At 71.7% G+C, this 21,949-nt stretch carries 17 protein-coding genes; 8 read left to right on the forward strand and 9 right to left on the reverse strand.

Translation table 11 applies throughout. The features are described from left to right. Nucleotides 1–18: 18 nt before the first annotated feature. On the reverse strand, nucleotides 19–1,353 hold the full coding sequence (locus ACIA8N_RS04510) for a tachylectin-related carbohydrate-binding protein (RefSeq protein ID WP_365778053.1): 1,335 nt from the start codon (nucleotides 1,351–1,353) through the stop codon (nucleotides 19–21). Between the two features lie 16 nt (nucleotides 1,354–1,369). Next, entirely contained in the window at nucleotides 1,370–3,664 is a 2,295-nt protein-coding gene (locus tag ACIA8N_RS04515; RefSeq protein ID WP_365778051.1) for an MMPL family transporter, read from the reverse strand. Between the two features lie 163 nt (nucleotides 3,665–3,827). On the opposite strand from ACIA8N_RS04515, the gene ACIA8N_RS04520 reads away from it, so the two are divergent. Beyond that, nucleotides 3,828–4,529 (forward strand): TetR/AcrR family transcriptional regulator, encoded by a 702-nt coding sequence (locus tag ACIA8N_RS04520; RefSeq protein ID WP_365778049.1) that lies wholly within the window; start codon nucleotides 3,828–3,830, stop codon nucleotides 4,527–4,529. On the opposite strand, the gene ACIA8N_RS04525 is transcribed toward ACIA8N_RS04520, so the two are convergent. Further along, on the reverse strand, nucleotides 4,507–5,769 hold the full coding sequence (locus ACIA8N_RS04525) for a cation:proton antiporter (RefSeq protein ID WP_365778047.1): 1,263 nt from the start codon (nucleotides 5,767–5,769) through the stop codon (nucleotides 4,507–4,509). The genes ACIA8N_RS04520 and ACIA8N_RS04525 overlap by 23 nt on opposite strands. Before the next feature lie 161 nt (nucleotides 5,770–5,930). Here ACIA8N_RS04525 and ACIA8N_RS04530 point away from each other — a divergent pair, with 161 nt between their 5' ends. Together ACIA8N_RS04530 and ACIA8N_RS04535 are read left to right on the forward strand one after the other, a co-directional pair. Then, complete coding sequence (locus ACIA8N_RS04530) at nucleotides 5,931–6,155, forward strand: cation transporter (protein ID WP_365778045.1); 225 nt, start codon at nucleotides 5,931–5,933, stop codon at nucleotides 6,153–6,155. A gap of 82 nt (nucleotides 6,156–6,237) precedes the next feature. Further along, nucleotides 6,238–8,526: a heavy metal translocating P-type ATPase gene (locus ACIA8N_RS04535; protein ID WP_365778043.1), complete on the forward strand. Its 2,289-nt coding sequence runs from the start codon at nucleotides 6,238–6,240 to the stop codon at nucleotides 8,524–8,526. A 543-nt stretch (nucleotides 8,527–9,069) separates the two neighbouring features. On the opposite strand, the gene ACIA8N_RS04540 is transcribed toward ACIA8N_RS04535, so the two are convergent. Both ACIA8N_RS04540 and ACIA8N_RS04545 read right to left on the reverse strand, forming a co-directional pair. Then, nucleotides 9,070–10,359, reverse strand: coding sequence for a citrate synthase (locus tag ACIA8N_RS04540; RefSeq protein ID WP_030213252.1), 1,290 nt, complete (start codon nucleotides 10,357–10,359; stop codon nucleotides 9,070–9,072). 179 nt (nucleotides 10,360–10,538) lie between these two features. Further along, nucleotides 10,539–12,764, reverse strand: a complete 2,226-nt coding sequence (locus ACIA8N_RS04545) for an ATP-dependent RecD-like DNA helicase (RefSeq protein ID WP_365778041.1) — start codon at nucleotides 12,762–12,764, stop codon at nucleotides 10,539–10,541. A gap of 132 nt (nucleotides 12,765–12,896) precedes the next feature. Between ACIA8N_RS04545 and ACIA8N_RS04550 the strand changes: the two genes are divergently transcribed. Beyond that, complete coding sequence (locus ACIA8N_RS04550; RefSeq protein WP_365778039.1) at nucleotides 12,897–13,133, forward strand: type II toxin-antitoxin system VapB family antitoxin; 237 nt, start codon at nucleotides 12,897–12,899, stop codon at nucleotides 13,131–13,133. Next, nucleotides 13,130–13,546, forward strand: a complete 417-nt coding sequence (locus ACIA8N_RS04555; RefSeq protein WP_365778037.1) for a PIN domain nuclease — start codon at nucleotides 13,130–13,132, stop codon at nucleotides 13,544–13,546. Before ACIA8N_RS04550 ends, ACIA8N_RS04555 begins: the two co-directional genes overlap by 4 nt. Before the next feature lie 114 nt (nucleotides 13,547–13,660). Here the strand turns inward: ACIA8N_RS04555 and ACIA8N_RS04560 are convergent, their stop codons facing one another. The 3 genes from ACIA8N_RS04560 to ACIA8N_RS04570 are packed head-to-tail and all read right to left on the reverse strand — an operon-like array spanning nucleotide 13,661 to nucleotide 16,760. Further along, nucleotides 13,661–14,434 (reverse strand): sugar phosphate isomerase/epimerase family protein, encoded by a 774-nt coding sequence (locus tag ACIA8N_RS04560; protein WP_399415764.1) that lies wholly within the window; start codon nucleotides 14,432–14,434, stop codon nucleotides 13,661–13,663. Nucleotides 14,435–14,460: 26 nt separating this feature from the next. Next, nucleotides 14,461–15,612 (reverse strand): dihydrodipicolinate synthase family protein, encoded by a 1,152-nt coding sequence (locus ACIA8N_RS04565; protein WP_365778033.1) that lies wholly within the window; start codon nucleotides 15,610–15,612, stop codon nucleotides 14,461–14,463. Next, nucleotides 15,609–16,760, reverse strand: a complete 1,152-nt coding sequence (locus ACIA8N_RS04570; protein ID WP_365778031.1) for a Gfo/Idh/MocA family oxidoreductase — start codon at nucleotides 16,758–16,760, stop codon at nucleotides 15,609–15,611. The genes ACIA8N_RS04565 and ACIA8N_RS04570 overlap by 4 nt, the downstream gene beginning before the upstream one ends. A 136-nt stretch (nucleotides 16,761–16,896) precedes the next feature. Here ACIA8N_RS04570 and ACIA8N_RS04575 point away from each other — a divergent pair, with 136 nt between their 5' ends. After that, complete coding sequence (locus ACIA8N_RS04575) at nucleotides 16,897–17,943, forward strand: LacI family DNA-binding transcriptional regulator (RefSeq protein WP_365778029.1); 1,047 nt, start codon at nucleotides 16,897–16,899, stop codon at nucleotides 17,941–17,943. A 278-nt stretch (nucleotides 17,944–18,221) separates the two neighbouring features. Further along, complete coding sequence (locus tag ACIA8N_RS04580; protein WP_365778027.1) at nucleotides 18,222–18,893, forward strand: DUF4097 family beta strand repeat-containing protein; 672 nt, start codon at nucleotides 18,222–18,224, stop codon at nucleotides 18,891–18,893. 89 nt (nucleotides 18,894–18,982) lie between these two features. Here the strand turns inward: ACIA8N_RS04580 and ACIA8N_RS04585 are convergent, their stop codons facing one another. Beyond that, the gene (locus ACIA8N_RS04585) at nucleotides 18,983–19,537 is read right to left on the reverse strand and encodes an AAA family ATPase (protein ID WP_365778025.1); all 555 of its coding nucleotides are present in this window, start codon (nucleotides 19,535–19,537) and stop codon (nucleotides 18,983–18,985) included. Between the two features lie 556 nt (nucleotides 19,538–20,093). On the opposite strand from ACIA8N_RS04585, the gene ACIA8N_RS04590 reads away from it, so the two are divergent. Next, nucleotides 20,094–21,908 carry a glycoside hydrolase family 3 protein gene (locus tag ACIA8N_RS04590; RefSeq protein WP_365778023.1) on the forward strand — a complete coding sequence of 605 codons (1,815 nt, stop codon included), beginning with the start codon at nucleotides 20,094–20,096 and terminating at the stop codon, nucleotides 21,906–21,908. The last annotated feature ends 41 nt before the right edge of the window (nucleotides 21,909–21,949 follow it).

Here is a 21,949-nt window from a genome sequence, read left to right on the forward strand (position 1 = left end):
AGGTGCCGGTCAGAGGTGTCAGATCACCGTCTTGTAGATGCTCCAGCCCCAGCCGATCCGGGTGCGGAGCGAGCTGGGCGTGTAGCCGTAGCCGGAGGGCTTGGCGTCGTAGGCCCAGAGGTCGCCGTTGGTGGTGCGGGCGATGAGCTCGGTGTGGGTCCCGGCGCCGAGTTCGGCCGTTCCCGCCAGGGTGTTGTAGATGTTCCAGCCGCCGCCGACCCGCCAGCGGGCGTCGAACGGCCGCGCCGCCGACGTGGAGGTGGACCCGTTGTACTTCCAGAGCGCACCGGCCGCGTCGCGGGCGACCAGGCCGTCACCGAAGGCGGCGATCTGCGTGTAGACGTTCCAGCCGCCACCGACGCGCACGCGCGGCTCGAAGAGGCTGATGCCCTCTTCGTCCGACCGCTCGAAGTTCCAGAGGACGCCGTCCTTGTCGCGGGCGACGAGGCCACCCTCGCCGTTGGAGGCGAGGGACGTGTACTCCTGCCACCTGCCGATCTGGTCGCCTGAGGTGCGCCTGGCGCGGTGGAAGGGGGCCGCGGGGTTGCCGGTGCCCTCGAAGTACCAGAGGTGGCCCCTCCTGTCCCGGGCCACCAGGTCGCCCGTGCCGGCGGCGGTCGCGCGGTTCAGCGGGACGATCAGGTCGTAGGCGTTCCAGCCGCCGCCGATCCGCTTGCGGGGCGTCAGGGTCCGGTCGGCCTTGCCGGTGGCCTCGTACCGCCAGAGGACACCGTCCTTGTCGACGGCGTGCACGGCGCCCCACAGGGACGACCGCGGGCTGCCGGCCACGACGTCGAGGCCGACCTTGCCCTGGGCCACGACGGTCCCGGCGGCGTCCCTCAGCTCGACGGGCGCGTCGAGCGAGCCGATCCAGGCGAGGGTCTCCGGCAGGTCGATCGTGACGGCGTGGTCGAGCGTCGCCGAGGCCTCCACGGCGGGCAGGTCGAGGACGATCCGGTACGGGCCGGGGTCGTCGGTGAAGCTCGTCCCCTGCCAGGCGCAGGCCGCGAAGGCCCCGCCACCGACCGAGCACGTGGATGCGATCTGAGCCGCCGCACGGTGGTCGGTCCAGCCGCCGGGCGGCCAGTTGGTGATGGGGAGGGTGACACGGGCCCGCACCGGGCCGGTGACGCCGGCCGGCGGCGTCGCCTTGAACCGCAGCGTCACCGGTCCCTCCACGCCGGCCGGCACGGTCAGCCGGCCGCCTTCCTGGACCACGGTGCCCGGCTCGAAGGTCGTTCCCGACCGGGCCTCCACCGGTGCGGCGACAGCCGCTGCTCCCCCGACCGCCACCGGTGCGATGCCGGCGACGAGGACCGTCGCCAGAACCAGACCTGCACGTGCACGTGCCACGAAATCCCCCATGGATTCAGCCTGTTGATCGTGAGGAAGCGGTCTCCCGCAACTCCTCGGACACCTCTATGACACCCGGAGTCGACGCATGGTTGTGCGGATCCGTCTCGCTGATTCCGAACCGGTCGTGGAAGCGGCGCAGCGGCCCAGGGGCCCACCAGGTGAGGCGGCCGGTCAGCTTCATCACGGAGGGAACGAGGAGGCTGCGGACGACCATGGCGTCCATGAGGACGGCGAGGGCGACGCCGAGGCCGAGCATCTTGGTGTTGGTGACGCGCGAGGTGCCGATGGCGACCATGACGACGGCGAGGATCACGGCGGCGGCGGTGATGAGGCCGCCGGTGTGGCGCAGGCCGAAGCGGACGGAGTGCTCGTGGTCGCCGGTTGCGTCGTACTCCTCCTTGATGCGGGAGAGCAGGAACACCCCGTAGTCCATGGACAGTCCGAAGGCCACGCAGAACATGAGCACCGGCAGGGTGGTCTCGATGTCGCCGGTGGCCGTGAAGCCGAGGAGTCCGGCGAGGTGGCCGTCCTGGAAGACCCAGACGACCGCGCCGAACATCGCCGTGAGGCTGAGGGCGTTGAGGACGACGGCCTGGACGGGGATGAGGACGCTGCCGGTGAGCAGGAAGACGAGGAGCAGCGTGACGAGGACGACGATGCCCGCCGCCCAGGGCAGCCGCTCGGCGAGGGCGTCCTTGGAGTCGACGAGGACGGCGGCCTGCCCGGTGACGGAGGTGTCGAACGGGGCCGGTGCGGCGCGCAGTTCGCTCACCGTGCGCTGGGCTTCGGCGCCGACGGTCTCGCCTTCGGGCACGACGGTGAAGTAGGCGTGGCCGCCGGCGGCGGTCACCGGCCCCTCGGCCCGCGCGACGCCGTCGAGGGCGGCGATCCGCTCGCGGTAGGAGGCGTACTGCGCGGGGGTGGCCTCGCCTTCGGCGAGGACGGTGATCCCGCCGCCGGGGTCGCCGGGGAAGCTGTCCCTCAGCTCGTCCTGGACGACTCGGGAGGAGGCGGTGACGGGCAGCTGGCGGTCGTCGGCGGTGCCGAACTTCACGCCGAGGAAGGGCAGTCCGAGCAGGACGAGTCCGGCGGTGGTGAGGACGGCGAAGACCGGCGCCCTGCGCATCACGAGCGAGGCGGCCCGCGCCCAGCCCGCGCCCTCGTCGCCGCCTTCGTTCGTGTCCGCGCCCTCCCGGGTGGCGCGACGGCGCCGGAGGAGGCGCCGGAGGTCGAGCGCGTTGACCCGGTCGCCGAGCAGCACGAGGGCCGCCGGGAGCAGGGTGAGCGCGGCGGTCGCCGCGAGCAGGACGACGGCGATGCCCGCGTACGCGAAGGAGCGCAGGAAGTACTGCGGGAAAACCAGCATCGCGGCGAGCGAGACGGCGACGGTCAGCGCGGAGAAGAGCACGGTCCGCCCGGCGGTGCGCAGGGTGGTGCGGACGGCGGTGTACGTGTCGGCCCCGGCGGCCAGCTCCTCGCGGTAGCGGCGGACGACGAACAGGGCGTAGTCGATGGCGAGCCCGAGGCCGAGGGCGGTCGTCAGGTTCTGCGCGAAGACGGAGACGTCCGTGAACTCCGTGATGCCGCGCAGGACGGCGTTGGTGCCGAGGATGGCGACGATGCCGACGCCGAGCGGCAGCAGGGCGGCGACGGCGCTGCCGAAGACCATGACGAGCAGGACGAGGGTGAGCGGCAGGGCGATGAGCTCGGCCCGCAGCAGGTCCTCCTGGATGATCACCTGCATCTCGTGGCGGACGGCGAGGCCACCGCCGAGGGAGACCTCCACGGGGCCGTGCGCGCCCCGGTACTCGGGGGCGATCCGGTCGAGGACGGCGGCGGCGCCCTTCTCCTCGCCGGCGATGCGGGCGGCGATCACGGCCTGCCGGCCGTCCTCGGAGCGCAGGGCGGGCGAACCGGTGGACCAGTAGGAGCCGACGCCGTCGACGCCCGGTTCGGCGTCGAGCCGCTCGGCGAGCCTCCTGGCCTCGGCGGCCACCGCCGGGGCGTCGACCCCCTCCGGTCCGGCGTTCACGAGCAGGATCAGGTTGGGCTGGGAGCCCGGGAACCGGCGCTCGAGCGCCTCGGTCGCGTACGTGGATTCGGCGGCCGGGTCCTCCCAGCCGCCACTGCCCATGCGGTCGGCGACCCCGCCGCCGGCGAGGACGGCGAGGGCGGTGAGGACGAGGGCCACGAGGAGCGTGAGACGCGGCCGCGCGGTGACGAACCGCGTCCACCCGCCGCCCCCGCCACGGAGTCCGCCCCCGCCACGGGATCCGCTCCCGGGCGCTGATTTCTTGACTTCGGCCATGACGAGGTGTCCCCTTCACCTGACCCCTGCGCTCGCTTCCCGGCAGGTCACATGGGTCGCCCGTTGCCATAGACTGGCAAACACGAGTGATCACTCGCGTTCCCCAAGAATGCGAGCGACCGCTCGCATTTGTCAAACGTGTTGAGGAGAGCTGGGGACAGCCATGTCCGAAGACGTGCCCGAAGACGTGCCCGAAGCGACGTCGGAAGCGGCGTCCGAAGCGACGCCGGAAGAGCCGAAGCCGCGCCGCCGCCAGGCACGCGGCGAGCGCCGCATCGCGCAGCTGCTCCAGGCCGCCGCGAGCGTCTTCTGCGCGAACGGCTACACGGCCGCGAGCACCAACGCCATCGCGCGCGAGGCCCACGTCTCGCCCGGCACGCTCTACCAGTACTTCCCCAACAAGGAGGCCATCGCGATCGAGCTGGGCGAGCGCCTGCTGCACCAGATGCGGGAGGCCCACGGCCAGGCGTTCACCCCGGAGAACCTCGCGCTGCCGCTGCCCGATCTCCTCGACGCCGTGGTCGATCCGATGATCGAGTTCAACTGCGCCAACCCGGCCTTCCTCGCCCTGATGCACGGCTCCGACGCGCCCGGCCGGATCGCCGAGGAGCACGACGCGCTGCACGTCTCGCTGCTCGCCCGGGTGCGGGAGGTGCTCGCCCACTTCGCCCCCGCCATGCCCGCCGAGGAGCGGGCCCGCGTCGCCGAGATGACCTTCGCGACCTTCAAGGGCGGCCTGGACCTGGTCCTCGCCGCGCCCGAGGGGCACGAGCGGGACGCCATGATCGCCGAGCTGAAGACCCTCCTCCTCCGCTACCTCGCCCCGCTGACCGAGGGGCCGCTCACCACGACTCGGAGCCACTGACGGCTCCCCCGCGCGGGGCCTCGCCCCGCGGATCGCCACCCGGCTCGTCCCCCGGTCCGTCACCCGGCTCCGCCCCCGCCCTCCCCCTCAGCTTCAGGGCGAGCAGCGGGAAGACGAGGACGGAGAGCATCCCGGCCCCGACGAGCGCCGCCGCCTCGCCCGCCGTCATCGTCTTGTCGTCCACGCCGATGGTGGTGATGGCGACGACGAGCGGCAGCGCGGTGGAGCCGTACAGGACGAGGCAGGACCGGTCGCTCCGGCCGAGGTCGCGCGGGGCGCGGAACCAGATGGGGCCGCCGCGCACCGCCAGGAAGAGCAGCAGGAAGAGCGGCAGCAGAAGCAGCGTCCGGCCGCCCGCGAGGAGCGAGTCCAGGTCGAACTCGATCCCGGTGACGACGAAGAAGACCGGGACGAGGAAGCCGAAGCCGACGCCCTCGATCTTCTCCAGGATCTTCGGGCCGGACTCGGGGGCGGCCCCGGTCAGCACGAGCCGGGTGATGAGTCCGGCCGCGAAGGCGCCGAGCAGGACGTCGAGCCCGAGGGCCTGCGAGGCGGCCAGCATCAGGGCGAGCAGCAGGAAGACGAACCGGACCGCGAACTGCCCGCTGGTGTCCAGGGTCTTGGCGATGACCTGGGAGAACCACGGCGGGCGCGGCCGCAGCGCCCAGTACACGGCCCCCGCGGTGAGCGCGGCGAAGATCGCGAGCAGTACGGTCGACTCGCCCGCACCGCGCCCGCTGAGCAGCAGCGCCATCGCGATGATCGGGCCGAACTCGCCGACCGCGCCGAAGGCCATGACGACCGACCCGAACCGTCCATGGAGGTCGCCGGCGTCCCGGAGCACCGGCAGGACGGTGCCGAGCGCGGTGCTGGTGAGCGCCACGCCGATGAAGACGCCCTTGGTGTAGCCGCCGCCGAGCAGGATGCCGGCGGTGAGCCCGAGGGCGAGGGCGATCAGCCAGGCCTGGACGGAGCGCCGGAGGGTGTCGCCGCGGACCTTGCCGAACTCGATCTCGTAGCCCGCGAGGAAGATCAGCATGGTGAGGCCGAGCTCGGAGAGGCCGTCGATCAGCTCGCTCGGGTGGGCCCAGCCGAGGACGTCGGGGCCGATGACGATGCCGAGCAGGATCTCGAAGATGACGAGGGGGACGGGGAGCTTCCGCCCGACTCCGTAGGCGAGCAGCGGCGCCAGGACGGCGATGGTCATGATCAGGATGAGCGTGGTCCCCGAATGCGACATATCGGCTATTTACCATAGGCTCCGGCCGGACGGCCCGACGGCCTGACGGTGGAGGGATTGCCGGCGTCTCCGGCGCGCCCCGACCGGAGCCGACTGGATTAATACCCCCTAGGGGTATAAAATCCGTGGTGTACGGTCCTGAACCCACGAGGAGAACCGCCATGACCGCAGAGACGAAGACCGAACTCACCACCGTCTACCAGGTCAAGGGCATGACCTGCGGCCACTGCGAGGGCGCCGTCTCCGGCGAGATCTCGGCACTGCCCGGCGTCTCCTCCGTCACGGCCGTCGCCGCCACCGGGCAGGTCACCGTCGTCTCCGCCGCCCCGCTCGACCAGGAGGCCGTCCGCGCCGCCGTCGACGAGGCCGGCTACGAGCTGGTCTGACCTCTCGCCCCCACCGCCTCGCAGGGTCGTACCGTTACCGGGTACGGCCCTGCACCCTTTTCGGCACCTCCTGGAACCGCACATGCCCCGCACCACCGTCCCGGACGTCCACCTCGCGGACCCCGCCACCACCGCCGCACCGGTCGCCGCCACCGTCACCGAGCTGACCATCGGCGGAATGACCTGCGCCTCCTGCGCGGCCCGCGTCGAGAAGAAGCTCAACCGGATGGACGGCGTGACCGCGACCGTCAACTACGCCACGGAGAAGGCCCGGGTCGAACACCCGCCGGAGATCGCGGTCGACGACCTGATCGCCACCGTCGTGAAGACCGGCTACACCGCCGAGGAGCCACTACCACCGGAGCCGGAGACACCCTTCGAGCCGGAGACCGGCCCCGAGCCCGCGACGGACCCCGAACTCGCCTCGCTCCGGCAGCGGCTCACCGTCACGGCACTGCTCTCCGCGCCCGTCGTCCTGCTCGCCATGGTCCCCGCGCTCCAGTTCGAGAACTGGCAGTGGCTCTCGCTCACCCTCGCCGCCCCCGCCGTCGTCTGGGGCGGACTGCCCTTCCACCGCGCCGCCTGGACCAACCTCCGGCACGGCGCCGCCACCATGGACACCCTCGTCTCGGTCGGCACCCTCGCCGCGTTCGGCTGGTCGCTCTGGGCCCTCTTCCTCGGCGACGCCGGCATGCCCGGCATGCGGCACGGCTTCGACCTGACCGTCGACCGCTCCGACGCCACCTCCTCGATCTACCTGGAGGTCGCGGCCGGCGTCGTCACCTTCATCCTGCTCGGCCGCTACCTGGAGGCCCGCGCCAAGCGGAAGGCGGGCGCCGCGCTCCGGGCCCTGATGGAACTCGGCGCCAAGGACGTCGCCGTACTGCGCGGGGGCACGGAGGTACGGATCCCGGTCGCCGCGCTGCGTACCGGAGACCTCTTCGTCGTACGCCCCGGGGAGAAGATCGCCACCGACGGCACCGTCGCCGAGGGCTCGTCCGCGGTCGACGCGTCCCTGCTCACCGGCGAATCGCTGCCGCTCGACGTCACCGAGGGCGACCCGGTCACCGGCGGCTGCGTCAACGTCTCCGGCAGGCTGGTCGTCCGCGCCACCCTGGTCGGCGCCGACACCCGGCTCGCCCGGATGGCGAAGCTCGTCGAGGACGCCCAGAACGGCAAGGCCGAGGTGCAGCGGCTCGCCGACCGCGTCTCCGCCGTCTTCGTCCCCGCCGTCATCCTCATCGCGCTCGGCACCCTGGTCACCTGGCTGCTCGTGACGGACGACCCGACCGCCGCGTTCACCGCAGCCGTCGCCGTCCTGATCATCGCCTGCCCCTGCGCCCTGGGCCTCGCCACGCCGACCGCCCTCATGGTGGGCACCGGCCGGGGCGCCCAGCTCGGCATCCTCATCAAGGGGCCCGAGGTCCTGGAATCCACCCGCCGCGTCGACACGGTCGTCCTCGACAAGACCGGGACGGTCACCACCGGCCGCATGCGGCTGGCCGGCGTCCACGTGTACGGGGGGAAGTACGGCACCGACGCCACCGACGAGGTCCGGCTGCTACGGCTCGCGGGCGCCCTGGAACACGCCTCCGAACACCCGGTGGCCCGCGCGGTCGCGGCCGGCGCCGCCGAACGGTGCGGGGAGCTGCCTGTACCGAAGACCTTCGAGAACGTCCCCGGGCTCGGCGTGCGCGGCTCCGTCGACGGCCATCAGGTTCTCGTCGGCCGCGCCGCCCTTCTCGCGGCCGAGGGCGTCGAGGTCCCGGCGGGCGCGTCCGAGCCCGGCGCCGTACACGTCGCCTGGGACGGGCTGGCCCGCGGCACCCTGACCGTCGCCGACACCGTCAAGGACACCAGCGCCGAGGCGGTGGCCCGGCTGCGCGGCCTGGGGCTGCGGCCCGTGCTGCTCACCGGCGACCACCGGGCGGTGGCCGAGGCCGTGGCGGCGCAGGTGGGCATCGACGAGGTGATCGCGGAGGTACTGCCGGAGGAGAAGGCCGAGGTCGTCCGGCGGCTCCAGGCGGAGGGCCGGACGGTCGCCATGGTGGGCGACGGGGTGAACGACGCCGCCGCGCTCGCCGTCGCGGATCTCGGTCTGGCCATGGGGACGGGTACGGACGCGGCCATCGAGGCGAGCGATCTGACGCTGGTCCGGGGCGATCTGCGGGTCGCGGCGGACGCGATCCGGCTGTCCCGGCGGACCCTGGCCACGATCAGGGGAAACCTGGGCTGGGCCTTCGGCTACAACCTCGCCGCGCTGCCTCTCGCGGCGGCCGGCCTGCTCAACCCGATGATCGCGGGCCTGGCCATGGCCCTTTCGTCCGTGTTCGTCGTATCCAACAGCCTGCGGCTGCGACGCTTCGCGTGAATTCACCCACACGTGACGCACAGGACCTTCACAAGGAGATCTAGATCACAGATATTGGGGGGTAACCATCTGGGCTGTTCGCGAGTCTAAGTGGGCGATGCCAGAGAACGTCTTGGGGGACGTTCATCGGGAGGTCTTGGGGGACGTCCCGTGTTGGCAAGCGTTGAGCCGGGGGACGTGCACCGGGGAGCTTTGAGCGGCCCTCCCGTACGTACCCCGGCAGACCGCGTCGTCGCCACCCGCGCTCCGCGCAGCTACCGCTGACGCGGGCAGACGCCCGGCCCGGATCCCGTGGGGGGAATCCGCACCGGGATATGGGAAGCGCCCCGACCGTCGACCCGTGGGGGGATCGGCGGCGGGGCGCTTCTCGCACACCTCTTTTTAGGGCTCGGTTCGCCTCCGGGGCGCTTGGAGCCGGTGCTGAGAGGGCGATCGTGCTCGACCCTCCTTCGTCGGGCCTCCGCGCGTTCGCCCTCTCAGCACCGACGCGCCCCTTCGGCTCACTCGCCGCAAAGGGGCGCGCCATCAGTCACGGCGAAGCGACTAGCGGGCCTCGACCGGGACGAAGTCGCGGAGGACCTCGCCCGTGTAGATCTGGCGCGGGCGACCGATGCGGGAACCCGGCTCCTTGATCATCTCGTGCCACTGGGCGATCCAGCCCGGGAGGCGGCCGAGCGCGAAGAGCACCGTGAACATCTCGGTCGGGAAGCCCATGGCGCGGTAGATCAGGCCCGTGTAGAAGTCCACGTTCGGGTAGAGGTTGCGCGAGACGAAGTACTCGTCGGAGAGCGCGTGCTCCTCCAGCTTGAGCGCGATGTCGAGCAGCTCGTCGGACTTGCCGAGGGCCGAGAGGACATCGTGCGCGGCCGCCTTGATGATCTTGGCGCGCGGGTCGAAGGACTTGTACACCCGGTGGCCGAAGCCCATCAGGCGGACGCCGTCCTCCTTGTTCTTCACCTTGCGGATGAAGGAGTCGACATCGCCACCGTTGGCCTTGATGCCTTCCAGCATCTCCAGGACCGACTGGTTGGCGCCACCGTGCAGGGGGCCCCACAGGGCCGAGATGCCGGCGGAGATCGAGGCGAACATGTTCGCCTGCGAGGAGCCGACCAGACGCACGGTGGAGGTCGAGCAGTTCTGCTCGTGGTCCGCGTGCAGGATCAGCAGCTTGTCCAGCGCGGAGACGACGACCGGGTCGAGTTCGTACTCCTGCGCCGGGACCGAGAAGGTCATGCGCAGGAAGTTCTCGACGTACCCGAGGTCGTTGCGCGGGTAGACGAAGGGGTGACCGATCGACTTCTTGTACGCGTACGCCGCGATCGTCGGCAGCTTGGCGAGCAGCCGGATCGTGGAGAGGTGGCGCTGCTCCTCGTCGAACGGGTTGTGGCTGTCCTGGTAGAAGGTGGACAGCGCCGAGACCACCGAGGACAGCATCGCCATCGGGTGGGCGTCGCGCGGGAAGCCGCGGAAGAAGTTCTTGACGTCCTCGTGGACCAGCGTGTGCTGCGTGATCTCGTTCTTGAAGGTCGCGAGCTCGTCGACCTTGGGAAGCTCACCGTTGATCAGCAGGTACGCCACCTCAAGGAAGGTGGAGCGCTCCGCCAGCTGCTCGATGGGGTAACCGCGGTACCGCAGAATCCCCTGCTCACCATCGAGGTAGGTGATCGCGGATTTATAGGCGGCGGTGTTGCCGTATCCGCTGTCCAGGGTGACCAGACCGGTCTGGGCTCGGAGTTTTCCGATGTCGAAGCCCTTGTCGCCGACGGTGCTCTCGACCACCGGGTAGGTGTATTCACCGTCCGCGTACCGCAGTACTACAGAGTTGTCGCTCACGTCATCCCTCACCGACGTAGTGCCTCTTCTTCGAGGTGCCCTGACTGTCTCTACCATCCCCCATTTGGCTCAGGAGAGTGCACTCGGGGTCGACCATTGGGCCAATCGGCGGCACTCAGTGCCGCCAACCTTCATATCCTGCCCCCTTCGCCCCGGTTCCGGTAGTCCTCCGTGATCTTTCACACGAGGGTGCGACCTGTGAGCCGAAACGCGAGTGCGGTAAAGCGTCGGCCCGCGGACACGGTGCGGACCGCCTGGGCGATCGCCCGGCGGGAGCCCACCAGGACGACCAGCTTCCGGGCCCGGGTCACCGCCGTGTAGAGCAGGTTCCGCTGGAGCATCATCCACGCGCTCATGGTGACCGGGATCACCACGGCCGGATACTCGCTGCCCTGCGAACGGTGGATGGTGACCGCGTAGGCGTGGGCGAGCTCGTCCAGCTCGTCGAAGTCGTACGGCACCTCCTCGTCCTCGTCCGTCCGCACGGTCAGCCGCTGCTCGACGGCGTCGAGCGCGGTGACGACACCGACCGTGCCGTTGAAGACCCCGTTGGCTCCCTTGTCATAGTTGTTTCTGATCTGGGTGACTTTGTCACCCACCCGGAAGACCCGGCCGCCGAACCGCTTCTCCGGCAGGTCCGGGCGGGCCGGGGTGATCGCCTGCTGCAGCAGTCCGTTGAGCGAGCCCGCGCCCGCCGGGCCCCGGTGCATCGGGGCGAGGACCTGGACGTCCCGGCGCGGGTCGAGCCCGAACTTGGCCGGAATCCGGTGGGCCGCGACGTCCACGGCGACCCGGGCGGCGTCCTCGGTCTCCTCCTCCACGAAGAGGAAGAAGTCCGGCAGGCCCTGGGTGAGGGGCGGTGTGCCGGCATTGATCCGGTGGGCGTTGGTGACGACCCCGGACTCCTGGGCCTGCCGGAAGATCCGGGTCAGCCGGACCGCCGGTACGGGGCTTCCCGGGGCGAGAAGATCGCCGAGGACCTCGCCCGCGCCGACCGAGGGAAGCTGGTCCACATCGCCCACGAGCAGCAGATGGGCGCCGGGAGCCACCGCCTTGACCAGCTTGTTCGCGAGGAGCAGGTCGAGCATCGAGGCCTCGTCGACCACGATCAGGTCGGCGTCGAGGGGCCGGTCGCGGTCGTAGGCCGCGTCGCCGCCCGGCTTGAGCTCCAGGAGCCGGTGCACGGTGGAGGCCTCGGCGCCGGTCAGCTCGGCGAGCCGCTTGGCGGCCCGGCCGGTGGGGGCCGCGAGGACGACCTTGGCCTTCTTGGCGCGGGCCAGCTCCACGATGGACCGCACCGTGAACGACTTGCCGCAGCCGGGTCCGCCGGTGAGCACGGCGACCTTACGGGTGAGGGCGAGCCGCACGGCCTCCTCCTGCTCGGGCGCGAGCGAGGCCCCCGTGCGGTCCGCGAGCCAGGCGAGGGCCTTGTCCCAGGCCACGCCCCGGAAGGCCGGCATCCGGTCCTCCTCGGTGCCGAGCAGCCGCCGGAGCTGCCCGGCGAGCGAGAGCTCGGCCCGGTGGAAGGGGATCAGGTACACGGCCGTGACGGGCGTCCCCTCGGGGCCCGGCACCACTTCCCGTACGACCCCCTCGGGGTCCTCGGCCAGCTCGGCGAGGCACTCGATCACGAGCCCCGTGTCGACCTGGAGGAGTTTGACGGCGTCGGCGATCAACCGCTCCTCGGGGAGGAAGCAGTGGCCCTGGTCGCTGGACTGCGAAAGGGCGTACTGCAGGCCGGCCTTCACCCGGTCCGGGCTGTCGTGCGGGATGCCCACGGACTGCGCGATCTTGTCGGCGGTGAGGAAGCCGATGCCCCAGACGTCGGCGGCGAGCCGGTAGGGCTGGTTCTTCACGACGGAGATCGAGGCGTCCCCGTACTTCTTGTAGATCCGGACCGCGATGGAGGTGGAGACGCCGACACCCTGCAGGAAGACCATCACCTCCTTGATCGCCTTCTGCTCCTCCCAGGCCGCGGTGATGTTCTTGGTGCGCTTGGGGCCGAGACCCGGGACCTCGATCAGGCGCGCGGGAGCGTCTTCGAGGATGTCGAGGGTGTCGAGCCCGAAGTGCTGGGTGATGCGGTCGGCGAAGACGGGGCCGATGCCCTTGACGAGACCGGAGCCGAGATAGCGGCGGATGCCCTGGATCGTGGCGGGCAGCACGGTCGTGTAGTTGTCCACCGTGAACTGCTTGCCGTACTGCGGGTGCGAGCCCCAGCGGCCCTCCATCCGCAGCGACTCCCCGGGCTGCGCCCCGAGCAGCGCGCCGACCACCGTGAGCAGGTCCCCGGCGCCGCGGCCGGTGTCGACACGCGCGACCGTGTACCCGCTCTCCTCGTTGGCATAGGTGATCCGCTCCAGGACCCCTTCGAGCACTGCCGGACCACGACCCTCGTTGGACATGCGCCGACCGTAGCGAAACCCACCGACAAGGGGTGCGGGACTGTGGACAACTCCCGCTGCGGGGGACCGGCCCTGAGCTACCATGTGGGAAGAGTGGGTGTTCTTTCCACATGGTGCACTTGGAGGGTCATCATGGGTGTGACGAACGTGGACGTGGACGACGATGTACTCGCCGAGGCCGCGAAACTGCTCGGTACGACCACGAAGAAGGACACGATCAACACAGCGCTGGAAGAGGTCATAAGGCGTCACCGCCGCCGGGCGGCCTTCCAGCGTCTCGCGGAGCGCGGAGCGCGAGGGGAACTGGAGCGCACGCGCCGGGACTGGGAAGCCCGCAAGGCCGCCCAGCACGGCGCGGACGCCGAGTGATCACCTACCTCATCGACACCAGCGCGTACGTCCACTTCGGCACCGACCCCGCGGCACGGCGACGCTGGGATGCCGAGATCGAGACCGGCGCCATCGGCATGTGCGAGGCCACCCGGGCGGAGATCCTTTTCAGCGCCGTCGGTCCGGACGACCGCGAAGAGATCGACGAGGACCTCACCGCCCTGTTCGCGTCGGTGCGCGTCCCCAAGGACGCGTGGCGGTGGGTGGAGACCGCCCAGTACAAGCTGACGCAGAAGGGGCAGCACCGCGCGGCGGGCGTCGTCGATCTCCTTGTCTGCGCCACGGCGGTCCACCACGGGTTGACCATCCTGCACAGGGACAACGACTTCGCCACGGTCGCCCGCGTCCTCAAGGAGGTCGAGCAGCACGACGTCCGGCAGCTGGGCGGGTGACCGCTCGCGGGCAGCGCGCCGGGCCTCGTACGCCCACGGCCGCCCGGCCCCGCACGGCCGGGCGGCCTCGCCTCGGCCCCTCCGCACCGGGGCCGGGCAGCTCGATGGAACCGGTCAGACCGCCAGGAACCGCTCCAGCGTCTCCTCCAGGACCTCCACGCCGTCCCGGGCCCACAGGTCGTCGTTGAAGAGTTCCACCTCGACCGGGCCCGTGTAGCCGGCCTTCTCGACCAGGTCCGCCCAGGCTTGGAGGTCGATGCAGCCCTCGCCCAACTGGCCCCGGCCGTTGAGGACACCGGCCGGCAGCGGGGTGGTCCAGTCGGCGAGCTGGAACGTGTGGATCCGGCCCTCCGCGCCCGCGCGTTCCACCGCCGCCGGGGCGCGGTCGTCCCACCACAGGTGGTACGTGTCGACGGTGACGCCCACCTGCTCGGCGGGGAACCGCTCCGCGATCTCCAGGGCCTGGTCCAGAGTGGAGACCGCACACCGGTCGGAGGCGTACATCGGGTGGAGGGGTTCGATGGCGAGGCGGACGCCGCGCTCTCCCGCGTAGGGGGCGAGTGCGCCGATCGCCTCGGCGATGCGGGCCCTGGCCGACGGCAGGTCCGGGCAGGCGGGGCTGAGGCCGCCGGAGACCAGGACGAGGGTGTCGGTGCCGAGCGTCACCGCCTCGTCGATCGCCGCGCGGTTGTCCTCCTCCCAGCCGTCCGAGGTGAAGAAGCCGCCCCGGCAGAGGGTGGTGACGGTGAGGCCCGCGTCCCGGACGAGAGCGGCGGCCGCCTCGACCCCGTACTCCTGGACCGGTGCGCGCCACAGTCCCACACCCGGGATGCCCAGGCGTACGCAGTGGGCCACGAGTTCGGGCAGGGCGAGCTGCTTGACCGTCATCTGGTTGATGCCGAAGCGGTCCAGGTTCACTGCGGGACTCCGTACACCGTCAGGAGGGATCGCATCCGGGCCTCGGCGAGCGCCGGGTCGGGGAACAGGCCGAGGCCGTCGGCGAGTTCGTACGCGCGCGCCAGGTGCGGCAGCGAACGGGCGGACTGCAGGCCGCCGACCATCGTGAAGTGGTCCTGGTGGCCGGCCAGCCAGGCGAGGAGGACGACGCCCGTCTTGTAGAAGCGGGTCGGCGTCTGGAAGAGGTGCCGGGAGAGGGCGACCGTCGGGTCGAGGGTCGCCCGGAAGCCCTCGACGTCACCGGTGTCCAGGGTCCTGACGGCGTCCGCCGCCAGCGGGGCCAGCGGATCGAAGATGCCGAGCAGGGCGTGGCTGAAGCCCTGTTCGTCGCCGGCGATCAGCTCCGGGTAGTGGAAGTCGTCGCCCGTGTAGCAGCGGACGCCCTCCGGGAGGCGGCGGCGCAGTTCGACCTCGCGCCGGGCGTCGAGGAGGGAGACCTTGATGCCGTCGACCTTGTCGGGGTGGGCCTTGATCACGTCGAGGAAGGTCTCGGTGGCGGCGTCGAGGTCGGCGGAGCCCCAGTAGCCCTCGAGGGCCGGGTCGAACATCGGGCCCAGCCAGTGCAGGATCACCGGTTCGCTCGCCTGGCGCAGGAGGTGCCCGTACAGGTCGAGGTAGTCCTCGGGCCCGGAAGCGGCGGCGGCCAGCGCGCGGGAGGCCATCAGGATGGCCTGGGAGCCGGTCTCCTCGACGAGGGCGAGCTGCTCCTCGTACGCCTTGCGGACGTCGGCCAGGCCGGCGGGTCCCGTGAGCTGGTCGGTGCCGACGCCGCAGGCGATCAGGCCGCCCACGCCGCGCGCCTCCGCCGCGCTGCGGCGGATCAGCTCGGCGGCGCCGTTCCAGTCGAGGCCCATGCCGCGCTGGGCGGTGTCCATGGCCTCGGCGACCCCGAGGCCCTGGGACCAGAGGTGGCGGCGGAAGGCGAGGGTGGCGTCCCAGTCGACGGCGGCGGGCGAGTCGGGGCTGGTGTCGGCGTACGGGTCGGCGACGACGTGGGCGGCGGAGAAGACCGTACGGGAGGTCAGCGGGCCGGTCGCGGTGAGTGCGAGCGGCTCGGCGCGGGGCGCGTACTCCCGTACGCCGCCGTCGGGTCCCGGCAGGCGGATCACAGGCCGACCTCCGGGACGTCGAGGCGGCGGCCCTCGGCGGCGGACCTCAGGCCCAGCTCGGCGAGCTGGACTCCGCGGGCGCCGGCGAGCAGGTCCCAGTGGTACGGCTCGCCGAGGACGACGTGCCGCAGGAACAGTTCCCACTGGGCCTTGAAGCCGTTGTCGAACTCGGCGTTGTCGGGGATCTCCTGCCACTGGTCGCGGAAGGACTCGGTGACGGGGATGTCGGGGTTCCAGACGGGCTTCGGGGTGGCCGAGCGGTGCTGGACGCGGCAGCCGCGGAGTCCGGCGACGGCGGAGCCGTGGGTGCCGTCGACCTGGAACTCGACGAGTTCGTCGCGGTTGACCCGGACCGTCCAGGAGGAGTTGATCTGGGCGACGGCGCCGCCCTCCAGCTGGAAGATGCCGTACGCGGCGTCGTCGGCGGTGGCCTCGTACGGCTTGCCCTGCTCGTCCCAGCGGCGCGGGATGTGCGTGGCGACGTGCGCGCTGACGCTGGCGACCCGGCCGAACAGCTCGTGGAGCACGTACTCCCAGTGCGGGAACATGTCGACGACGATGCCGCCGCCGTCCTCCGAGCGGTAGTTCCAGCTGGGGCGCTGGGCGTCCTGCCAGTCGCCCTCGAAGACCCAGTAGCCGAACTCCCCGCGCACGGAGAGGATCTCGCCGAAGAAGCCGCCGTCGATGAGGCGCTTCAGCTTGAGGAGGCCCGGCAGGAACAGCTTGTCCTGGACGACGCCGTGCCTGATGCCCTTCTCGGTGGCGCGCCGGGCGAGTTCCAGGGCGCCGGCCAGGTCGGCCGCCGTCGGCTTCTCGGTGTAGATGTGCTTTCCGGCGTCGATGGCCTTGGTGAGCGCGTCGACGCGGGCGGAGGTGACCTGGGCGTCGAAGTAGATGTCGATGCTGTCGTCGGCGAGGACGGCGTCGAGGTCGGTCGACCACTCGGTGAGTCCGTGGCGCTCGGCGAGCGCGCGCAGGGCGGGCTCGCGGCGGCCGACGAGCACCGGCTCGGGCCAGAGGGTCTCACCGTTGCCGAGGTCGAGGCCGCCCTGTTCGCGCAGGGCGAGGATCGAGCGGACGAGGTGCTGGCGGTATCCCATGCGTCCGGTGACGCCGTTCATGGCGATGCGGACTGTCCTGCGTGTCACGAAGTGTTCCTCTCCCCGGTGTTCCCGTTCCTGAGGGAAAGTGCCTTCTCTCTGGGATAGAAAGCGCTTTCCATCGAGGATGACGCTAGCCTGCCGACATCGCCGTCGACAAGGCCCCCGGAGGTACGCACACACGATGACCGTCACCCTGGCGGACGTGGCCGCCCGCGCGCGGGTCTCCCCCGCCACCGTCTCCCGCGTCCTCAACGGCAACTACCCGGTCGCCGCGTCGACCCGCGAACGGGTCCTGCGTGCCGTGGACGAACTGGACTACGTCCTCAATGGCCCCGCCAGCTCCCTCGCCGCCGCCACGTCCGACCTGGTCGGCGTCCTCGTCAACGACATCGCCGACCCGTTCTTCGGGATCATGGCGAGCGCGGCGCAGAGCGCGATCGGGGAGGGCGCGGCCGGGCGCGGCGGGGGCGAGAAGCTCGCCGTCGTCTGCAACACGGGCGGCTCCCCCGCACGCGAGCTGACCTACCTCACCCTGCTCCAGCGGCAGCGGGCCGCGGCCGTGATCCTGATGGGCGGCTCACTGGAGGACCCGGAGCACCTGACGGCCACCGCGGCCAAGCTGGCCAGGCTGGCGGAGGCGGGGACCCGGGTCGTGCTGTGCGGACGCCCGCCGGTGCCAGGCGACGCGAACACGGCGGCGCTCGTCTTCGACAACAGGACCGGCGCGCGGCAGCTCACCGAGCACCTGCTCGGTCTCGGCCACCGGCGCATCGGCTACGCGGCCGGGCCCGCCGACCGCACGACGACGCGGCACCGGCTCGAAGGCCACCGGGCGGCGCTCGCGGCGGCCGGGGTCCCGGAGGGGCCGACGGTCCGCGGCGCGTACGACCGGCAGGCGGGCCACGAGGCGACGGCCGAACTGCTCGCCCGCGACCCGGACCTCACGGCGATCGTCGCCGCCAACGACACGGTGGCCCTCGGCGTCTGCGCGGCCCTGCGGGAACGGGGCCTGGACATCCCCGGCGACGTGTCCGTGGCGGGCTTCGACGACCTGCCGTTCTCGGTGGACGCGGTCCCGGCCCTGACGACGGTAAGGCTCCCGCTGCACGGGGCGGGTGTCCGCGCGGGCCGCCTGGCGATGGGCACGGAGGAGCCTCCGGCGGGCGGCCCCGAGACGGTCCCGGGGGAGCTGGTGGTGCGGGGGTCGACGGGGCGGCCCCGGGAGTAGGCACTCGGCCTCGGAACGCCGTCGCGAGCAGCGCTCGCGGCGGCGTTCGTCGTTTCCGCATGCCCGATGGAGCTTTCACTTCCAGCTCGTTGCAACGCGCAGGAGAGGTGCCGTTGCGTTAGATCGCAGAATCATTGCAATGAAATTCCCGCATCCACCTGCAATGACGCCAACTTGAGGCAACAACAGCGTTGCCAGCCACGCGAACGCAACGTAGCTTTTCACTCATCGGAAACAGCGGGCCGACAGAGTGCACGCTGACGGAGAAGGAGCTCATCATGCACAAGTTCGCCACCCCCGCCGCCATCGTCACCGTCCTCGACTTCCCCGCCGGGCTCATCCGGCTCGCCGCCTCCGACCGGACCGACACCACCGTCGACGTCCGGCCCGCGAACGCCGCCAAGGGCGCCGACGTGAAGGCCGCGGAGCAGATCACGGTCGAGTACGGCGACGGTGTCCTGCGGATCGCGGCCGCCCCCGCGAAGAACCGGATCCTGGGCGACTCCGGGTCCGTCGAGGTGACCGTCCAGCTCCCGGCCGGCTCCCGCGTCGAGGCGAAGACGGCCGCCGGTGAACTCCGCGGCACCGGACGGCTCGGCGACGTCACCTTCGAGGGCGCGCAGGGCACGGTCACGCTCGACGAGACCGCGAACGCCCGCCTCGCCCTCCTCGCCGGCGACATCACGGTCGGCCGTCTCGGCGGCCCCGCGGAGATCAGCACCCAGCAGGGCGACCTCCGCGTCGCGGAGGCCACGCGCGGCACGGTCGTCCTGCGCACCGAGTCCGGCGCGATCTCCGTCGACGCCGCCCCCGGCGTCTCCGCGACGCTGGACGCCGGCACCGCCTACGGCCGGATCCACAACGCGCTCGCCAACACCGAGGGCGCGGCCGCGGAGCTGAGCATCCGGGCCACCACGTCGTACGGCGACATCACGGCCCGCAGCCTCTAGGGCGCGTCCTTCAGGTCACTTCTCGGGCGCCCGGCCCGTCGCCGTCGACCCCGACGGAGACGGGCCGGGCGCCGTCGGACCGGGCTCCGTCAGACCGGCGCCGTCAGGCCCGTCGCCGTCAGGACCGCGTCCACCGTCTCCTCCACCGTCTGGTCCGCGTTGTCGATCCAGACGCCCTCGCCGGAGAGTTCGGCGCGCATCGCCTCGTCCAGGAACGCCCAGTTCGTCGTCAGCTTCTTGTGGCGGGCGTTGTTGCGCTCCCAGGCCTTGTCGGGGCCGGGGGCCAGGAAGACGGCGTGGAGCGGTCCTGCCTTCGCCTGGGAGCGGTAGAAGTCGAGGTGGGAGCGGCGGACGACGACGTCGTCGACGACCGGCAGGAAGCCGGCCGTGACGAAACTGTCCGCCAGGAGGCAGGCGTTGCGGGCCCGGAGGAAGACCTGACGGTCCGCCTCGGGGTCGCCCTCGGGGTCCGGCCAGTGGCCGCCCCGGACGATCAGGTTCTGGAGCTCGTCGACCTCGATGTGCGCGGACATGGCGAACCGGGCCGCGAGGGCGGCGGCGACGGTGGATTTGCCGCTGCCGGGTATGCCGCTGAGCAGGACGGCACCCGGGGCGGGAGTGCGGTCGACGGGTACGAGATCCATACCGGCACCCTACGGCCGAGAGACAGGCCCCAGGCCTGCCGATCACCGGGGCCGCGCGGATCAGTAGGTCAGCGTTCCGCTCTCCTGGGCCTCCCACGGGCCCGTACTGCCCGGGGTGTTGCCGACCCCGTCCTGGAGCGTCATGGTTCCGGATGCGATCGCCCGGTGGTAGCGGCCGGCGCGGCTCGCAGGAGACGACCGAGCCGTCGGTGCCGGACTCGGCGAGCGAGATGTTCTGCTGCACGGCGGCCGAGGCCTGTCCCGCCGTCAGGCGGGAAGCGATCAGGGCGCCGGACAGCGCGCGGCGGTTTCATGTTCATGCCGTCAGTGAACGTCCGGCGCACGCGGGTGCCGGGAGACGGGCGTGCGCTGTCCCCCGGAGGGGGCGGAGAAGCGCCCGAATGGTCCGCCGCGGCCCCGGGGGGTGCCCTGCCGGTCGGGCCCGGCTCGCTTGGACGATTCGTGCGCGGTCCTTGACCTGGCAGTTACTTTCGGGCTATCCGTGTCTCCTTGGAAGTTTCCTTCACTCCCTCTCGCACGGCCGGAAGGAGCATCAGTGCACCACCGCGCCCCCGCCCCCTCCCGACGCACCCTCCTCACGGTGACCGCCGCAGCCGCCGCGGCGGCCGTCACCGGGTTGAGCACGCCCGCCCAAGCCGACCAGGACGACAGGCTCCGGCGGATCATCGACCGCATGTCCCTCGAGGAGAAGGTCGGCCAGCTCTTCGTGATGCGGGTGTACGGCCACTCCGCGACCGCCCCCGACCAGGCCGACATCGACGCCAACCTCAAGGAGATCGGCGTCCGTACGGCCGCCGAGCTGGTCGAGCGCTACCACGTGGGCGGGGTCATCTACTTCACCTGGGCCCACAACACCCGCGACCCGCAGCAGATCGCCGAGCTCTCCAACGGCATCCAGCAGGCCGCGCTCGCCCAGGACACGCCCGTCCCGGTGCTCATCTCCACCGACCAGGAGCACGGCATCGTCTGCCGGGTGGGCGAGCCCGCGACCCTGGTGCCCGGGGCGATGGCCCTCGGCGCCGGCGGCTCGCACGCGGACGCCCGCAAGGCCGCGCAGATCGCGGGCACGGAGCTCGCGGCGGTCGGCATCCGGCAGAACTACGCCCCGGTCGCCGACGTCAACGTCAACCCCGCCAACCCGGTCATCGGGGTCCGTTCCTTCGGCTCCGACCCGGCGGCGGTCGCCGGTCTGGTCGCCGCGCAGATAAAGGGCTACCAGCGGGCCGGGGTCGCGGCCACCTCCAAGCACTTCCCGGGGCACGGCGACACCGCCGTGGACAGCCACTACGGTCTGCCGACGATCACCCACACCCGGGCGCAGTGGGCCGAGCTGGACGCCCCGCCCTTCGAGTCGGCGATCGACGCGGGGGTCGACTCGATCATGACCGCGCACATCGTGGTCCCGGCGCTCGACCCGAGCGAGGACCCGGCGACCCTGTCCCGGCCGATCCTCACCGGCATCCTGCGCGAACAGCTCGGCTACGACGGCGTGGTGGTCACCGACTCGCTCGGCATGGAGGGCGTGCGGACCAAGTACGGCGACGACCGGGTCCCGGTGCTCGCGCTCAAGGCCGGTGTGGACCAGCTGCTCAACCCGCCGAAGCTCGACGTCGCGTGGAACGCGGTCATGGCGGCGGTCAGAGGCGGCGAGCTGACGGAGGCCCGGCTCGACGAATCGATCCTGCGGATCCTGCGCCTCAAGGCGAAGCTCGGCCTGTTCCGGAACGCGTACACGACCCGGGCCGGTGTCGAGCGGGTGGTCGGCACCGCCGCCCACCTCGCCCAGGCGGACCGGATCGCCGAGGCCACCACGACACTGCTCCTCAACGAGGACGGCTTCCTGCCGCTGAGCCCGGCCTCGCACGGCCGGGTCCTCGTCGTCGGCGCCGACCCGGCCTCGCCGTCCGGGACCACCGGGCCGCCCACCACCACCCTCGCGACGGCTTTGGGCGAGCTGGGGTTCACCGCCACCGCGCTCTCCACCGGGATCACCCCGACGGCCGCGAGGATCGAGGAGGCGGTGGCGGCGGCCGCCGGGAAGGACGTGGTCGTCGTCGGTACGTACAACGTCACCGCGGCCAGCCCGCAGCGCACCCTCGTGGCGCGGCTCGTCGCGACCGGGGTGCCCGTCGTGACGATCGCGATCCGCAACCCGTACGACATCGCCCGGATCGCCGGCCAGCGGGCGACGCTGGCGTCCTACTCCTGGACGGACGTCGAACTCCGGGCGGCCGTACGGGTCCTGGCGGGCCGGGCGCGGCCGAGGGGCCGGCTCCCGGTCCCGGTGCAGGACGCGGACGAACCGGCGAAGGTGCTGTATCCGGTCGGCCACGGACTCTCGTACAGCTGACACGACGGTGCCCGGTGGTCCTCCGCCGAGGACCACCGGGC

The sequence above is a fragment of the Streptomyces sp. NPDC051822 genome (assembly GCF_044452745.1).
GTDB lineage: Bacteria > Actinomycetota > Actinomycetes > Streptomycetales > Streptomycetaceae > Streptomyces.

What these genes read in the sequence shown, in the direction of transcription:
- ACIA8N_RS04525 (WP_365778047.1), bottom strand. Translation starts at nt 5,769, where the DNA reads ATGTCGCATTCGGGGACCACGCTCATCCTGATCATGACCATCGCCGTC.
- ACIA8N_RS04585 (WP_365778025.1), bottom strand. Translation starts at nt 19,537, where the DNA reads ATGGATCTCGTACCCGTCGACCGCACTCCCGCCCCGGGTGCCGTCCTG.
- ACIA8N_RS04545 (WP_365778041.1), bottom strand. Translation starts at nt 12,764, where the DNA reads ATGTCCAACGAGGGTCGTGGTCCGGCAGTGCTCGAAGGGGTCCTGGAG.
- ACIA8N_RS04580 (WP_365778027.1), top strand. Translation starts at nt 18,222, where the DNA reads ATGCACAAGTTCGCCACCCCCGCCGCCATCGTCACCGTCCTCGACTTC.
- ACIA8N_RS04550 (WP_365778039.1), top strand. Translation starts at nt 12,897, where the DNA reads ATGGGTGTGACGAACGTGGACGTGGACGACGATGTACTCGCCGAGGCC.
- ACIA8N_RS04575 (WP_365778029.1), top strand. Translation starts at nt 16,897, where the DNA reads ATGACCGTCACCCTGGCGGACGTGGCCGCCCGCGCGCGGGTCTCCCCC.
- ACIA8N_RS04515 (WP_365778051.1), bottom strand. Translation starts at nt 3,664, where the DNA reads ATGGCCGAAGTCAAGAAATCAGCGCCCGGGAGCGGATCCCGTGGCGGG.
- ACIA8N_RS04520 (WP_365778049.1), top strand. Translation starts at nt 3,828, where the DNA reads ATGTCCGAAGACGTGCCCGAAGACGTGCCCGAAGCGACGTCGGAAGCG.
- ACIA8N_RS04530 (WP_365778045.1), top strand. Translation starts at nt 5,931, where the DNA reads ATGACCGCAGAGACGAAGACCGAACTCACCACCGTCTACCAGGTCAAG.
- ACIA8N_RS04560 (WP_399415764.1), bottom strand. Translation starts at nt 14,434, where the DNA reads ATGACGGTCAAGCAGCTCGCCCTGCCCGAACTCGTGGCCCACTGCGTA.
- ACIA8N_RS04535 (WP_365778043.1), top strand. Translation starts at nt 6,238, where the DNA reads ATGCCCCGCACCACCGTCCCGGACGTCCACCTCGCGGACCCCGCCACC.